Raw genomic sequence first — 15,085 nt, 5'->3', positions numbered from 1 at the left:
CCCAAGCCATGAAACATCTGGTAGCCAAAATTCATCCGCAGGACAACGTACTGGTAGCCCTTACGGACCTGCCTGCTGGTACCCCCGTGACGTGGGAAGGCACCACCGTAACAACCACCGAGAAAATTCCGGCCAAGCACAAGCTGGCGTTGCAGTTTCTGGCCCCCGGCGACCCGGTGCACATGTATGGCGTGCTGGTAGGCAAAGCCAACGACGCTATTGGAATAGGCGGACTGCTGACCACCAGCAACATCCAGCACGCCACCGACAGCTACGATGAGCACCATCAGCACCGCACCGATTGGGCCGCCCCTAGCGTGGACAAGTGGCAGGACCGCACTTTCATGGGTTTTCATCGTGCCGACGGGAGCGTAGGCACGGCCAACTACTGGCTGGTGATTCCGCTGGTGTTCTGCGAAAACCGCAACATTCAGGTGCTGGAAGAAGCCCTCGTGAATGACCTTGGCTACGCCCGCCGCAAATCCTACCAGCCTCAGACGCAGGAACTGATTTCGTTGATGCAGGCTGGCAAGTCGGTGGAGGAAATCCTGGCCACCGACCTGCACTCTGCCGAAAACGGCCACCAGAAGCCCAAGCTGTTTCCGAACGTGGATGGCATCCGGTTCCTGCAGCACGAAGGCGGCTGCGGCGGCATCCGGCAGGATGCCCAAACGCTCTGCGGCCTGCTGGCTGGCTACATCACGCACCCCAATGTGGCTGGTGCTACCGTGCTCAGCCTCGGGTGCCAGAACGCGCAGGTGAGCATGCTGCAGGATGAAATCAACAAGCGCAGCCCCAATTTCAGCAAGCCCCTGTTTGTGCTGGAGCAGCAGAAGCTAGGCACTGAGGAAACCCTCATCAGCATGGCGTTGCGCCAGACTTTTGCCGGCCTGATGCAAGCCAACCAGCAAACCCGCCAGCCGGCCCCGCTCAGCAAGCTGTGCATCGGGCTGGAGTGCGGCGGCTCCGACGGCTTCTCCGGCATCTCCGCCAACCCCGCCGTGGGTCACGTTTCGGATATGCTGGTGGCACTGGGCGGTTCGGTTATTTTGGCTGAGTTTCCGGAGTTGTGTGGCGTTGAGCAGGAACTGGTAGATCGTAGCGTAGATACTGCCACGGCCGAGCGGTTTAGCTCCCTAATGAAAGCCTATGGCGACAGTGCCATTGCTGTCGGCTCCGGCTTCGACATGAACCCTTCACCCGGCAACATCCGCGACGGTCTGATTACGGACGCCATGAAATCGGCTGGGGCGGCGCGCAAAGGCGGTTCCTCGCCCGTAGTAGCCGTGCTCGACTATCCGGAGCCTGTTACGAAGCCGGGCCTCAACCTGCTTTGCACACCCGGCAACGACGTGGAATCGACTACGGCCGAAGTAGGGTCGGGTGCCAACGTAGTGCTCTTCACAACCGGCCTCGGCACGCCCACCGGCAACCCCATTGCGCCCGTGGTAAAAATTGCCACTAACACGGCACTGGCCAAGCGCATGCCCGACATTATTGATGTGAACACCGGCACCGTTATCGACGGGGAAGAAACCATTGAACAGGCCGGGGAACGGATTCTGGACTACGTCATCCGAGTCGCCAGCGGTGAGGAAGTAGCCGCCGTACGCCATGGCCAGACAGACTTTATTCCGTGGAAGCGCGGCGTGAGTCTGTAGCCTGAAAACTGGTAAGCTTCCTGTTTGGGCTTGCTAGTGAGGGCGCACCTACCGTAAACGTTTCCGTTAATAAATCCGCCTGTTGGCAACGAAAAACGGCCGGAAGCTGCTCCTGTCTGAATACCTTTAGCCACCCACCACCCACCCGATTCTGAGGGTACCGCCCGTCATAATTCCCTTTGATTATGAAGCCTTTCCTGAACGAAGATTTTCTGCTGCAGACCGCAACGGCCCAGCAACTCTACCACGAGTATGCCGCGGCCATGCCCATCATCGACTACCACAACCACCTGCTGCCCGACCAAATTGCCGGCGACAAGCAGTTCGACAATATCACCCAGATCTGGCTCTACGGCGACCATTACAAGTGGCGCGCCATGCGGGCCAACGGCATCCCGGAACGCTATATTACCGGCGACGCCTCCGACTGGGAGAAGTTTGAGAAGTGGGCCGAAACCGTGCCTCAGACGGTGCGCAACCCGCTCTACCACTGGACCCACCTGGAACTACAGCGCTATTTCGGTATCACGGAGCTGCTGAACGCCGGTAGTGCCCGCCGCATTTATGACCAGTGCAACGAGAAGCTGCGCACGCCGGAATACTCAGTGCAGAACCTGCTGCGCCGCATGAAGGTGGAGACGCTCTGCACGACTGATGATCCGGCCGATTCGCTGGAACATCACCGCGCGCTGGCCGCCAGCGGCTTCGAGGTGCGCGTGCTGCCTACGTTCCGTCCTGATAAGGCTATGGCCGTAGAGGACGCTACTAGCTTCAATCAGTACCTCGATAAGCTCGGCGAAGCCGCCGCCGTGGAAATCCGCACGTTCTACGACCTGCAAACGGCCCTGCGCCTGCGCCACGACTACTTCGCGGCTCTCGGCTGCCGCCTTTCTGACCACGGACTAGAGCAGATTTATGCCGCTGACTACACCGAGTCGGATTGCAATGACATTTTCGCTAAAATCCGGAGTGGTGAGGAACTGACTGCCGATGAGGTGCTGCGCTTCAAATCGGCTATGCTGGTGCTGCTGGCTGAAATGGACTGGGAGAAAGGCTGGACCCAGCAGTTCCACCTGGGTGCGCTACGCAACAACAACGCCCGCATGCTGCACCAGCTCGGCCCCGATACTGGCTGGGACTCCATCGGTGACTTCCCGCAGGGCCGCGCCCTGTCCAAGTTCCTCAACCGCCTCGACGAGCAGGACAAGCTGGCCAAAACCATCATCTACAACCTGAACCCCGCTGACAACGAGCTGATTGCCACTATGATTGGCAACTTCAACGACGGCTCCGTGGCCGGCAAGGTGCAGTTCGGCTCCGGCTGGTGGTTTCTGGATCAGAAGGACGGCATGGAGAAGCAGATCAACGCGCTGAGCAACATGGGCCTATTGAGCCGCTTCGTGGGCATGCTTACTGACTCGCGCAGCTTCCTCTCGTATCCGCGCCACGAGTATTTCCGCCGCGTGCTTTGCAACCTCTTCGGCAACGATGTAGAGAACGGCGAACTGCCGGCCGACATGGAAGGGCTGGGCACCATCATTCAGAACATCTGCCACGGCAACGCCAAACAGTACTTCGGTTTTGAGGCGGTAGCAAAGCCCGCCGAAGCCGCCACGGTATAGCACACGCCCGCCCGACGCTCACGTTACCACTCTCTGATGAAGCAAGTTGTCACCTTTGGTGAAATCATGATGCGGCTTTCGCCGCCGCTCAACTACCGCATTCCGCAGGCCAGTTCGCTGGAAATCACCTACGGCGGCGGCGATGCCAATGTGGGCGCCGCGCTGGTGCACCTGGGCATGCCCGCCGCACACGTAGGTTGCTTTCCGGACAACGCCGTGGGCCACGCGGCCGCACAGGCTTTCCAGTCTCACGGCGTGGATATGAGCCACTGTGTGTTCCAAGGCGAGCGGCTGGGACTGTACTTCCTGGAAGTGGGTGCCTCGCTTCGTGCCAGCCGCATTGTCTATGACCGGTACAACTCGGCTTTTGCCAACCTGCAGCCCGAGTGGTTCAACTGGGACGAAATCCTGAAAAATGCGCAATGGCTGCACTGGACGGGCATCACGCCTGCTATTTCGGTCTCAGCGGCTCAAGCCACGCGCGAAGCCATTCAGGCCGCCCGCCGGCTGGGCATCATGGTATCGGCTGATGTGAACTACCGCCGCAACCTGTGGCAGTATGGCCAGAAAGCGCAGGACGTAATGCCCGAGCTGGTGGCCGGCTGCGACATGGTGGTGTGCACCGAAGGCGACGCCAACGACCTGTTCGGTATCAAAGCCGACGAAGGGGCCGACAACAGCTTTGTGTCGATGAGCGAAAAGCTGATTGAGCGTTTTCCGCAGATAAAGCAGGTAATTGCCACCAAGCGCAAAACCCAGAGTGCCTCTCATGAGCGCATCAAGGGAATGGCCTATGTGGAGGGCGCGTATCACCAAACCCATTACTTCGACATCAACCCCGTGGTGGACCGCATTGGCGGCGGCGACTCATTTATTTCGGGCTATATCTACGGGCAGCTGCACTACCCAACGGTAGAGGAGGCCCTGACCTTCGCAACGGCTGCTTCGGCGCTCAAGCACACCATCCACGGCGACGTCAACCTTGTGACGGCCGCCGAAGTGGAGCATATCATGGCCGGCAACACCACCGGCCGGTTGCTCCGCTAGCTTCTCCTTCCCTCCGTGTCGGGGCTTATGCCTCGGGCACATGATTCTTCTGCAATGCCGCGTTTCTCCGCCGACCATATTCTCGAAACCGTACTGCGCACGCCTATCGTGCCGGTGTTCTTCCACGCTGATGCGGCGTATGCCACGCGCATTGTGCAGGCTTGCTACGATGGGGGCCTGCGCGTGTTTGAGTTCACCAACCGGGGCACTCAGGCCTTTGATGTATTCGGGGAGCTGGTAAAATTCGTGCGCGAAAACTGCCCGGAGCTGCTGCTGGGCATTGGCACCATCTACACGGCCGCTGATGCGGAGCGGTTTATCGAGGCTGGTGCCGATTTCGTGGTGCAGCCTTGCATTACGGCAGAAGTGGCTGAGGCCTGCCGCCGCCATCAGACGCCCTGGATGCCGGGCACCATGACCGTGCGTGAAGTGTACGAAGCCACGCAGCTGGGCGCGGCGCTTGTGAAGATTTTCCCGGGCAACGTGGTTGGGCCCGGCTTCATCAAGAGCCTGCGCGGCCCAATGCCGAGTGTGCCACTGATGGTGACGGGCGGCGTGGAGCCGACCACAGAAAGCCTGCGCGAGTGGTTTGGCGCGGGTGTAAATGTGGTGGGCATGGGCTCCCAACTGTTCAAAAACGACGACCCGGCTGCGCTGAAGCAGTTGCTCACCGATTTGCTGGCCTTCCTGCCGACCCTTCGAAAATAACCTTCGCCTTCCCAGCCGCCACCCGGCGGCTTCAGCCGCACCTTTCTGCGGCCATACGCTCACCGTTTTTCCACCCGCCCGATGATACAAGCTCCCCCCGCTACTTCGGCTCCCGTTTCCGACGCCATTGGCAGGTACCGCTGGACTATCTGTTCTCTGGTATTCTTTGCCACGACCGTCAATTACCTGGACCGGGCCGTTATTTCCCTGCTCAAACCCTACCTGGAAACTGAGTTCAAGTGGACTGATGCCGACTATGCCAACATCGAAATAGCCTTCAAGCTGGCGTACTCGCTGGGCATGCTGGGTGTAGGGCGCGTCATCGACAAGCTCGGGACCAAAATGGGCTATGCGCTTTCCACTTTCTTGTGGAGTCTGGCGGCCATTGGGCATGCTTTTGTGAGCAGCACGTTTGGTTTCAGCGTAGCGCGGGCGTTCCTGGGCGTGACGGAGGCCGGCAACTTCCCGGCGGCCATCAAAACCACCGCCGAGTGGTTTCCGCAGAAGGAGCGGGCCCTAGCTACCGGCATCTTCAATTCGGGCTCCAACGTGGGGGCCATCATTGCGCCGCTTACTGTACCGCTCATTGCCGAAACCATTGGCTGGAAATGGGCCTTCGTGATTACCGGTGCCCTCGGTTTTGTGTGGCTGATTCTGTGGTTTGTGTACTACGAAGTGCCGGCCCGCCACGCCCGTCTCACCAAAGCCGAATTCGACTACATCCACAGTGACGTGGACGACATGGCGGCTGCTGCTATTACCACCGAGCCTAAGGTTTCGTGGTTTAAGCTACTCACTTTCCGCCAGACCTGGGCCTTCGTGCTCGGCAAGTTCCTGACGGATCCTATCTGGTGGTTTTACCTGTTCTGGTTGCCTGACTTCCTCAACAAACAGTACGGCCTGAAGGGGACTGATATTGCCTTCCCGGTAGCCATGGTCTACATTCTATCGAGTGTGGGTAGCGTGGGCGGCGGCTGGATTCCGCTGAACTTCATCAAGAAGGGCTGGGAGCCATTTAAGGCCCGCAAAACCAGCATGCTGCTGATTGCGCTGTGCGTGTTCCCGATTGTGTTTGCCCAATACCTCGGCCAGATCAATATGTGGCTGGCAGTGCTGGTGATTGGCATTGCAGCGGCGGCTCACCAAGCCTGGAGCGCCAACATCTTCACCACCGTGTCGGATATGTTTCCGAAGCGCGCCGTGGCTTCCGTGACGGGCATCGGCGGCATGGCCGGCGGGCTGGGCGGCATTCTGCTGTCGGCGTTGGTGCAGAAGCGCATGTTTGTGTACTACGAAAGCATCGGGCAGAAGGAAACGGCCTATTTCATCATGTTCCTGATTTGTGGTGGTGCGTATCTGCTGGCCTGGGTGCTGATGCATTTCCTGGCTCCGCGCATGAAGCAAATTGAGCTTGATCCTGTGCCTTCTGCTCGCTAACTTTCCTTTCTGTCTGCTATGAAAAAGATCTTGCTACTACTGGCATTTCTGCTGCCGGTACTCACCTTCGCTCAATCCAAGAAAGACCAGGCGGCTACCAAGGAGGTAGAAATGCTGGAGCGCCAGCGCTTTGAGGCACAGGTGAAAAAAGACTACGCACTGCTGGAAAAGCTGTTTGCCGACGACCTGGTCTACACCCATTCCAACGGCAAGCAGAACAACAAAACCGAATACCTGCAAAGTATCCGCGACGGCAAAAGCGTGTACGACAAAATTGAGGTGGAAGCGCTGAACGTGCGGGCCTACAACGATGGCAAAACGGCCGTCGTGAATGGCACCATCACCATCACGCAGCCCAATAAGCCCGACGGCACGCCTAACGTGGCCCACCTGAAATATGTGGTGGTACAGGTGAAGGATGCTAAAAAAGGCTGGCAGGTAGTGCTGTGGCAGAGCCAGAAGCAGCCGGAGGCGAAAAGCTAAAAAACAGACGGAGCCATGCGCTCCAATGAGGCCGGCCAGACACCGGTCTGCCAAGAAAATGCGGCGGCTGAAAGAGGGGAGTGGAGGTTAGGGGCCACGAACCATCCGGAAGGCCGCCGCACCCTTACTACGCCCCTCCGCTATCCTTCCCACTCCATGAGTATCACGAATGAAAACGCTATAGCCCAGCCAGTTGGTACTACCCTGGAGCGCTATATCATGCGCAAACAGGCCGAATTTGCTTTTGCCACCGGCGAGTTGAGCCAGCTACTGCGTGACATTGCGCTGGCCGGGAAAATCGTGAACCGCGAAGTGAACCGCGCGGGCCTGACCAGCATCATTGGGGCCATGGGCCAGCAAAATGTGCAGGGCGAAGCGCAGCAGAAGCTAGACGTGGAAGCCAACATCCGTTTCATTCGTGCCCTCACCAACGGTGGCGAGGCCTGCGCGGTGCTGAGTGAGGAAGAGGACGACATCATTCACACCGGCAACTGCCAGGGCAAGTACGTAGTGGCCATCGACCCGCTCGATGGCTCCAGCAACATCGACGTCAACATCAGTATCGGTACCATCTTCAGCATCTACCGGCGCGTGACCCCGGTAGGGCAGGAAGCCACTCGCGAAGATTTTTTGCAGGGTGGGCGCAAGCAGGTAGCGGCGGGCTACATTCTGTACGGCTCTAGCACCATGCTCGTGTACACCACCGGCCACGGCGTAGTAGGTTTTACCTACGAAAACTCGCTGGGCGAATTCTTTCTCTCGCACCCCAGCATTCGGATTCCGGCCAGCGGCAACACCTTTTCCTGCAACGAAGGCAACTGGTTCGACTATGCCCAGTACGTGCGCGACTTTCTCACGCAGTGCAAGCAGCAGCGCATGAGCGGCCGCTACGTAGGCTCCCTGGTCGCCGACTATCACCGCAACCTGTTCACGGGTGGTATCTATCTGTATCCGCCCACGGCCAAAAATCCGCAGGGCAAGCTGCGCCTGCTTTACGAAGGTTATCCGTTGGCTTTCGTGATAGAGCAGGCCGGTGGCCGCGCGGAAACCGGCGCTGGGGCAGTGCTGGATATCGAGCCGACCGAATTTCACCAACGTGCCCCGCTGTATGTGGGCTCGGCTAATCTGGTACAGGACCTGGTAGCACTGGCTCCGGTTGAGGCCATGTCGGCGTAGCTTCCTTACACGGTTTCCGGGTTCATCCTTTCGCTCTTGCCATTCCCTTACCATGAACCAAGCGCTACACGATTCTTCCCGTCGGGATTTTCTGCAGAAGTCGGTGCTGGCTACGGCTGGCCTGCTGACTACCGGGCCGCTGGCAGTGCTGGCTGGCTCTGCCGCCAAAAAACGGCGTGTAGCTATGGTAGGCACCGGCCACCGGGGCACCGGCATGTGGGGCACTCTGCTGCTCAAGGAGCACGGCGACGTGATAGAGTTTGTGGGCCTCTGCGACAGCAACAAAGGGCGCCTCGAAACGGCCCGGAAGATGATGGGCGTTTCGTGCCCTACGTTCACCGATTTTGAGCTGATGATGCGCAAGCAGAAGCCCGATATTCTGCTAGTGACGACCGTGGACGCCACCCACGACGAGTTCATCATCAAAGGCATGGAAATGGGCGCCGACATCGTGTCGGAAAAGCCCATGACCACCGACGAAACCAAGTGCCAGGCCATTCTGGACGCCGAGAAACGCACTGGCAAAAAGGTGACCGTCACGTTCAACTACCGCTACTCGCCGCACCGCCAGAAAATCTACGACCTGATCCGGCAAGGCGCCATCGGTACCGTCACGTCCGTCGATTTTCACTGGTACCTCGACAACCGCCACGGTGCCGACTATTTCCGCCGCTGGCACCGTCTCACTGAGAAAAGCGGCTCGTTGTGGGTGCACAAAGCCAGCCACCACTTCGATTTGCTGAATTGGTGGCTGGAGTCGGAGCCCGAGACGGTGTATGCGAAGGGCGCGCTGGAAAACTACGGCAAAAACGGCCCGTTCCGCTTCAGCAACTGCCGTCCCTGCCCGCATAAAGCTCAGTGCCCCTACTTCTGGGACATGACCAAAGATGCCCGCCTGATGGCACTCTACGCCGCCAACGAGCAGCATGATGGCTACCTGCGTGACGGCTGCGTGTACAAGGAAGACGTGAATATTTACGACAAGATGGCGGCCACCATCGGCTATGCCAACGGCGTGCAGGTCAGCTACTCCCTCACGGCGTACTCACCTTACGAAGGCTACCGCATTGCCTTCAACGGTACCAAAGGCCGCATCGACGCGTGGATCAAAGAGTCGGGAGCCATGAAAATGGAGCCGTACGACGAGATAATGCTGGCACGCAATTTTGGGCCGGTCGAGTACATCCAGGTGCCCCAGGCTGAAGGCCACGGCGGCGGCGATAAGCTGCTGCGGGAGCGAATCTTCCGCACCCCCGACGCGCCCGACACGTGGCGACAGGCTGCTGGCAGCCGCGACGGAGCCATGGCCATTCTGGTGGGCATTGCGGCACGCAAAAGCATTGCCAGCGGCCAGCCCGTGCGCATTGCCGATCTGACTTCTCTGCGCCCGCAGGCCGTAAAAGCCTGACCTCCGAAACAACTTCTTCACCACCTACTTTTAGGAGCATTCGTACTCCTTCATCACTACCACCACACGGCTTCTCTTCGCTTATGCCTAAAATCATTTCGCCCCAGGTCGAGTTCAGCAGCTTGCTGAGCCAGATGAAAGCCGTAACGCCGGAAGTTTTCGGCCAAGATGGTCAGTTTCTGAACCTGCTGGAAGGCCGCTGGCAGGAGCCTGGCAAGCCCCGCCCGTTCACGTCGCCCATTGATGGCACCGAACTCGGCAGTCTGCCCATGCTCGACCATGCTACCGCGCTGCGCGCCGTGCAGGCCGCCAAGAAGGAAGCCGCCGAATGGGCCAAAGTAGACCTGGATGAGCGCAAGCGCCGGGTGCAGGACTGCCTCGACCAGCTGCGCCAGCAGGTAGAGCTGACCGGCAAGCTTATCATGTGGGAAATCGGCAAAACCTATAAGCTGGGCTTTACTGACATTGACCGCGCCATTGAAGGCGTGCAGTGGTACGTCGATAACATCGAAGGCATGCTGGGCAACCGCAAGCCGCTGGGCCTAGTGAGCAACATTGCCTCCTGGAACTACCCCATGTCGGTGCTGCTGCACGCGGTGCTGGTGCAGGCACTGTGCGGCAACTCGGTCATCGCCAAAACGCCGACTGATGGCGGCTTCATCTCTTTGAGCCTGACGTTTGCCATTGCGCGCCGCTGCGGCCTGCCCGTGACGCTCGTGAGCGGCTCGGGCGGCGAGCTGAGCGACGTGCTGGTGAAAAATGACGCCGTAGATTGCCTCAGCTTCGTGGGTGGACGCTACAACGGCCGCAACATTGCCGACGCGCTTAGTTCGGAGCACAAGCGCTACATGCTGGAAATGGAAGGCGTGAACACCTACGGTGTATGGAATTTCAGTGACTGGGATGGCCTTTCTGACCAGCTCAAGAAGGGCTACGACTACGGCAAGCAGCGCTGCACGGCCTACGTGCGCTTCGTGGTGGAGCGCCGGTTGTTCCCGCAGTTCGTGGAAACCTACTGGAACACCATCAAAAGCCTGAAAGTGGGTAACCCCACGCTCGTAGACAGCGCCGACGACAAGCTACCGGACCTGGCGTTTGGCCCGGTCATCAACAAAGCCCAGGCCGAGGACCTGGACCGTCTCTATGCTGATGCGCTGAAAACCGGCGCCACGCCCATCTTCGAAGGCAAGCTCGACGACAGCCTGTTTCTGCCCGGTCAGGACCGCTCGGCGTACCGCGCGCCCCGTGCCCTTGTAAATCTGCCCCGCCAGAGCGAGCTATACTTCAAAGAGCCGTTTGGCCCCATCGACAGCATTGTGCTGGTAGACAGGGTAGAGGAATTGGTGGGCGAAATGAATATCAGCAACGGGGCCTTGGTGGGTGCCCTGGCCTCCGACGACGAGAAGTGGGCCAAGCGCACCGCCAAGGAAGTCCGCGCCTTTAAGATGGGCATCAACAAGCTCCGTTCGCGCGGCGACCGGGAAGAGGTGTTCGGTGGCCTCGGTGAGTCGTGGAAAGGCGCTTTCGTGGGTGGTGCGCTGCTGGTAGAAGCCGTGACGGAAGGCGACAAGCCGGTGCTGGGCAACTACGAAGACGCTATTCTGCTGCCGGAGAAAATCTAGCCCGAAACAGTCGATACTACACAGCAGCGCCCCAATTGGCCGAAAATTCCGGTCCGATTGGGGCGCTGTTGTGTGCTGTATGTTTCTGCCTGCGCTACACTCCTTGGAAAGGAAATGTCTGCAAAGATTCCCAGGGTCCGCCGCGGTAGGCCCACAGCTGCAGCCCCGTTCCGGTAGCCTCAAATGGCTGGAAGTCTTCCGAAAGCTCCCGGTGCAGCGTGCGGGCTACCACTGGCTCTACTTTGTTCTGGACCGTAACATGTGGCTGTAGCTTCTGCAGATCCTGGGGAGTCAAGTCGGGTTGCCAGATAGCCTGCAGTTCCTTGTGCAAGGCGCGCAGTTGCTGGTTTTCGAGCGTATACGCCACACCGCGCCCCAGAAACCGCACCCCGGTTACAGTCAGCGGCAGCGGCTCTGTGCGTGCGGTCAGGGATTCTATTTGGGTGCAGAGCGTATCATGCTGGGAGCCGGGCAGGTGATGAAACAGCGTGAGGTGCGCCTGTAAGAAATTGCGCTCCGGCGGAAAGTGGCGCTGCCGCAACTCGTTGAAAAAAAGCTGGGAACTGGCATCTAGGGCCAGCGTAAGAATAAGTGGGGTAGAATGGAGCATCAGTATAGTTAACTGCTGGCAGCCAAGTAGGGTTGGCCGCTACACACGAAAATGCCTGTAGCAAACGCCACAGGCATTGTTCGTAAAGCTCGAATCTTGTCTTATCGGCTGCTCTCCGGCACCAGCACTATCGGAACTGTCTGCATGCTTCCGGTCTGCTTTACACGCAGGTAGTAGAGGCCATCGGGAAGTCCCAGGGCATCAAACGGGAAGGAAGTAGTGCCGGCTTCCGGCTGAAAGCGCCGCACCAACTGGCCCGTTGGGGTAAGTAGTTCAACACTGGTGCCCGCGTCGCTGGCCGCGGAAAGGAGTACGGTAAAGCGGCCGGTGGCAGGGTTCGGGAAGGTCTGAACCACCAGCTTATCGGTCAGAGAAACGGCCTGTGCGGGCGAGTAGGCGGTGCTACCATCCGTGTCGCGCATGCCCAGCCGGTAATACGACTGGCCGGCCAATGGGGCAGAATCCAGTGCACTGTAGCTCTGGCCGGCCGGGCGGTTGCCGGCCTTCACGGTCTGCACTGTCTGCCAGTCGGTGCCAGTGCGGCTGCGCTGAATCAGAAAGGATTCGGCGTGCTCCTCGCTAGCCGTTGCCCAGTTGATGCGGACCGACCCGTTACTGGCTTTGGCTGAGAAACTTTTCAGCTTAACCGGTAGGGGCAGGGCGCCGGGCAGGCTCACTGCATCGCCGCGTGAGCAACCGAAAGCCGCGCCATAGGAACTGCCTGAATAATTGCCTGTCAGCCGGTCAATCTTATAGATGGTGCCGCCGTCCGCGTCGACAGCATAGATGTTGCCGTCGCGGTCCGTAAACATCGACCCAATATTCTGCTGCGTTGGAATGGGAGAAGCCGGCTGGGTAGTAATCCCAACTGGGTTGGTAGCCGGTGTGCTGATGGTGATAAATTTATCGTCCTTCCCGAGGTAGCTGATCAGGTTGCCTGAACGGACATCGAACACCCAATCCTGAATGCCGCCTTCTGGTACGGGCAGAGCACCGTTGCTGGTCAGAAAAGCCTGTACCTCGGCCTGATAGCCAGCAATAACAGCTGCCGTAGCCGGATCGGAAGTATCGAGCCGGTTCCAGGTGGGGGGCGTGGCCGGGAAGGTTGCCAGCGGAATTACGCCTACATACAGGCGCAAATCAGAAACGCGCACCGGCCGCAAAAACGGAAACGGGAAGGACAAATCGAACACGTAGAACACCCGGAACGTAGCGCCAGCTACATAATAGTTCGAATTGGCGTCGCCGTCACCAATGAAATTCAGCGTGAGCCGGGCATCATAGAAGCCCGATTCGCCGGACTGCGTCGGGGTCGTCACGTCGCCGGGCGAAGCGGGTGGCGTCACGGCGCCCAAGTTGGTAGCCTGCGCCGTGGCCAGGTCTACGCGGTAGAGGTTGGGCGGCGTATTGATGTTGCTTACCGTAATCGGCTGCTGCACATTCAGGCCATACACAACGCTCAGGTTGTTATCGTCGGAGCCTAGCGCGTTTAGAATAATTGGGGTAGTCCCATCCGTTACGGTACCAATGGGCGTGAGCGAGCCGTCGGTATTCACCTGTTGCAGCACCGACGGGTTGCCCGCGCTGGCCGGGCACGCCGACGTCACGGCAAAACTGTTGGTAGGGAGCTGGGCCAGCAGGTCATGGCCACAGGCAAGCAGAAGAAACGCGAGTAGAGTTTTTCTCATTCCGGGAAGCATGACAGTACGGGGTAAAAGTGACTGGTTGATTGAGAAGAGCAGCACACGGTGCTGCCCTCAATGTGAAGCCGTTTACTCGTATTCTCTCAAAATGGGTATATAAAAGATACGGGATAAATTTGTATATATAGTGCTGTGTATCATTGGATAATGCAGATATACAAAGAAAAAAATATGACCTCCCATTGTTCGCGTATCTGAAGGCAGAAGTAGCCTCACGGCAAGCTTATCTGCATCTTTGCGGCATCAGCTTCCCGCTCTCTTTTTTTCCTGCCTTCTATGCCTTACACGCTTCTTATTCGCAATTGTGGCCAGTTACTCACGCTGAGCGGGGCTGCCACCGGCCAGCCGCTTACCGGCACTGCTCTGCACGACTGGCAGGTGCTGACCGATGCCTATGTGGCCTGCGCGCATGACCGAATCGTGGCGCTAGGGCCTATGGCGGAGTTGGACGCCGCCCAGATAGGGCCCGGCACGCGCGTGCTCGATGCGGGCGGGCGCGTGGTAATGCCGGGGCTGGTAGAGTGCCATACGCATCTGGTATTTGGCGGCAACAGAGCCCATGAGTTCCAGCGGAAGCTGCAGGGCGAGTCGTATCTGGATATTCTGGCCAGTGGCGGCGGCATCTTGAGCACCGTACGTGCTACGCGCGCCGCCTCTGAGGCGGAGTTGCTCGCCAACGCGCTGCACCATCTGGCAGGCTTCCGGCGCTATGGCATCACGACAGTGGAAGCCAAAAGCGGCTACGGCTTGGATGCCGAGACGGAGCTGCGGCTGGTGCGGGTGGCGCAGGAGGCCGGCCGGCAGCAGCCGGCGCGGGTGGTGCCCACGTTTCTGGGGGCGCACGTGCCTGGCCCCGAGTACAAAGGCCGCCCCGCCGAGTATCTGCAAATGCTGGCCAATGAAGTGCTGCCGCAACTCGACCCAGCGGAAGTCCCCTTCGTGGATATCTTCTGTGAGGAAGGCGCATTCAGTGTGAAGGAGTCGCGGCAGTTTCTGGAGCAAGCTCGCGAGCAGGGGTTCCAGCTGAAAATACATGCCGAGCAACTCCATGACTTGGGCGGCGCGGCTATGGCCGCTACGCTGGGCGCCATCAGCGTGGATCATTGCGACTACCTCAGCGAGGCCGATGCGGCGCGTATTGCAGCCAACGGCCGGACGGTGGTAGTACTGCTGCCGCTGGTGCCGCTGTTTCTGCGCCAGGAGGTGTACGCGCCCGGACGCCGCCTCATCAAGGCGGGTGTCCCCGTTGCCATTAGCACCGATTTCAACCCCGGTTCCTGTCCCAGCAAAAACCTGTGGCTAGCCCTGTCAGTAGCCTGCCTCAAAATGGGCCTCACTCCCAAAGAAGCCTTGGCGGCAGCCACGCTTAATGCGGCTTGGGCTCTCAACCTGCAAACCGAAATCGGCAGCCTAGAGCCCGGCAAGCGCGCCGACCTGCTCATCCTTGATGTGCAGGACTACGAGGAAATTCCGTACTGGCTGGGCGAAAACCCAGTGCAGCAAGTAGTGATAGGGGGAGAAGTGCAGGATTCAGAATAATGTTCTTCCTCTACTGTCCCGAGTGACCAGAGGATGGCGGAAAAGCACGCCCTTCGCCACTCCGGCCGG

General features: G+C 59.2%; 12 protein-coding genes. 10 read left to right on the top strand and 2 right to left on the bottom strand.

Annotated elements, in window-relative coordinates:
- Positions 1-8: 8 nt before the first annotated feature.
- The 9 genes from H4317_RS12675 (at position 9) to H4317_RS12635 (ending at position 11,164) form a co-directional block, all read left to right on the top strand.
- The gene (locus H4317_RS12675; protein WP_185886961.1) at positions 9-1,661 is read left to right on the top strand and encodes a UxaA family hydrolase; all 1,653 of its coding nucleotides are present in this window, start codon (positions 9-11) and stop codon (positions 1,659-1,661) included.
- 185 nt (positions 1,662-1,846) lie between these two features.
- Positions 1,847-3,283 (top strand): glucuronate isomerase, encoded by a 1,437-nt coding sequence (uxaC, locus tag H4317_RS12670; protein ID WP_185886960.1) that lies wholly within the window; start codon positions 1,847-1,849, stop codon positions 3,281-3,283.
- Between the two features lie 36 nt (positions 3,284-3,319).
- The gene (locus H4317_RS12665) at positions 3,320-4,330 is read left to right on the top strand and encodes a sugar kinase (protein WP_260625654.1); all 1,011 of its coding nucleotides are present in this window, start codon (positions 3,320-3,322) and stop codon (positions 4,328-4,330) included.
- Positions 4,331-4,384: 54 nt separating this feature from the next.
- On the top strand, positions 4,385-5,038 hold the full coding sequence (locus H4317_RS12660; RefSeq protein WP_185886959.1) for a beta/alpha barrel domain-containing protein: 654 nt from the start codon (positions 4,385-4,387) through the stop codon (positions 5,036-5,038).
- Between the two features lie 81 nt (positions 5,039-5,119).
- Positions 5,120-6,475: an MFS transporter gene (locus H4317_RS12655; RefSeq protein WP_185886958.1), complete on the top strand. Its 1,356-nt coding sequence runs from the start codon at positions 5,120-5,122 to the stop codon at positions 6,473-6,475.
- An 18-nt stretch (positions 6,476-6,493) separates the two neighbouring features.
- A complete protein-coding gene (locus tag H4317_RS12650) occupies positions 6,494-6,958 on the top strand; it encodes a nuclear transport factor 2 family protein (protein ID WP_185886957.1) in 465 nt (154 codons plus the stop codon).
- Positions 6,959-7,114: 156 nt separating this feature from the next.
- Positions 7,115-8,134 carry a class 1 fructose-bisphosphatase gene (gene fbp / locus H4317_RS12645; RefSeq protein ID WP_185890029.1) on the top strand — a complete coding sequence of 340 codons (1,020 nt, stop codon included), beginning with the start codon at positions 7,115-7,117 and terminating at the stop codon, positions 8,132-8,134.
- Positions 8,135-8,186: 52 nt separating this feature from the next.
- Positions 8,187-9,542, top strand: coding sequence for a Gfo/Idh/MocA family protein (locus H4317_RS12640; RefSeq protein WP_185886956.1), 1,356 nt, complete (start codon positions 8,187-8,189; stop codon positions 9,540-9,542).
- Positions 9,543-9,625: 83 nt separating this feature from the next.
- On the top strand, positions 9,626-11,164 hold the full coding sequence (locus tag H4317_RS12635) for an aldehyde dehydrogenase family protein (RefSeq protein WP_185886955.1): 1,539 nt from the start codon (positions 9,626-9,628) through the stop codon (positions 11,162-11,164).
- 94 nt (positions 11,165-11,258) lie between these two features.
- Here H4317_RS12635 and H4317_RS12630 read toward each other — a convergent pair whose 3' ends face one another.
- Together H4317_RS12630 and H4317_RS12625 are read right to left on the bottom strand one after the other, a co-directional pair.
- Positions 11,259-11,774, bottom strand: a complete 516-nt coding sequence (locus H4317_RS12630) for a 2'-5' RNA ligase family protein (RefSeq protein ID WP_185886954.1) — start codon at positions 11,772-11,774, stop codon at positions 11,259-11,261.
- Between the two features lie 101 nt (positions 11,775-11,875).
- Positions 11,876-13,462 (bottom strand): T9SS type A sorting domain-containing protein, encoded by a 1,587-nt coding sequence (locus H4317_RS12625; protein ID WP_185886953.1) that lies wholly within the window; start codon positions 13,460-13,462, stop codon positions 11,876-11,878.
- 291 nt (positions 13,463-13,753) lie between these two features.
- Between H4317_RS12625 and hutI the strand changes: the two genes are divergently transcribed.
- Positions 13,754-15,016: an imidazolonepropionase gene (hutI, locus tag H4317_RS12620; RefSeq protein WP_185886952.1), complete on the top strand. Its 1,263-nt coding sequence runs from the start codon at positions 13,754-13,756 to the stop codon at positions 15,014-15,016.
- The last annotated feature ends 69 nt before the right edge of the window (positions 15,017-15,085 follow it).

Origin of the sequence: Hymenobacter sediminicola, from assembly GCF_014250515.1 — a bacterium.
GTDB classification, from domain to species: Bacteria; Bacteroidota; Bacteroidia; order Cytophagales; family Hymenobacteraceae; genus Hymenobacter; species Hymenobacter sediminicola.
Note: the sequence above shows the minus strand (reverse complement) of the source record. Positions and strands in the feature narration are given on the sequence as shown.

Bases quoted from the DNA above. Each gene is read 5' to 3' on its own strand.
- fbp (WP_185890029.1), top strand. From the start codon at position 7,115: ATGAGTATCACGAATGAAAACGCTATAGCCCAGCCAGTTGGTACTACC.
- H4317_RS12640 (WP_185886956.1), top strand. From the start codon at position 8,187: ATGAACCAAGCGCTACACGATTCTTCCCGTCGGGATTTTCTGCAGAAG.
- hutI (WP_185886952.1), top strand. From the start codon at position 13,754: ATGCCTTACACGCTTCTTATTCGCAATTGTGGCCAGTTACTCACGCTG.
- H4317_RS12675 (WP_185886961.1), top strand. From the start codon at position 9: ATGAAACATCTGGTAGCCAAAATTCATCCGCAGGACAACGTACTGGTA.
- H4317_RS12625 (WP_185886953.1), bottom strand. From the start codon at position 13,462: ATGAGAAAAACTCTACTCGCGTTTCTTCTGCTTGCCTGTGGCCATGAC.
- H4317_RS12655 (WP_185886958.1), top strand. From the start codon at position 5,120: ATGATACAAGCTCCCCCCGCTACTTCGGCTCCCGTTTCCGACGCCATT.
- H4317_RS12660 (WP_185886959.1), top strand. From the start codon at position 4,385: ATGCCGCGTTTCTCCGCCGACCATATTCTCGAAACCGTACTGCGCACG.
- H4317_RS12630 (WP_185886954.1), bottom strand. From the start codon at position 11,774: ATGCTCCATTCTACCCCACTTATTCTTACGCTGGCCCTAGATGCCAGT.
- H4317_RS12650 (WP_185886957.1), top strand. From the start codon at position 6,494: ATGAAAAAGATCTTGCTACTACTGGCATTTCTGCTGCCGGTACTCACC.
- uxaC (WP_185886960.1), top strand. From the start codon at position 1,847: ATGAAGCCTTTCCTGAACGAAGATTTTCTGCTGCAGACCGCAACGGCC.
- H4317_RS12635 (WP_185886955.1), top strand. From the start codon at position 9,626: ATGCCTAAAATCATTTCGCCCCAGGTCGAGTTCAGCAGCTTGCTGAGC.
- H4317_RS12665 (WP_260625654.1), top strand. From the start codon at position 3,320: ATGAAGCAAGTTGTCACCTTTGGTGAAATCATGATGCGGCTTTCGCCG.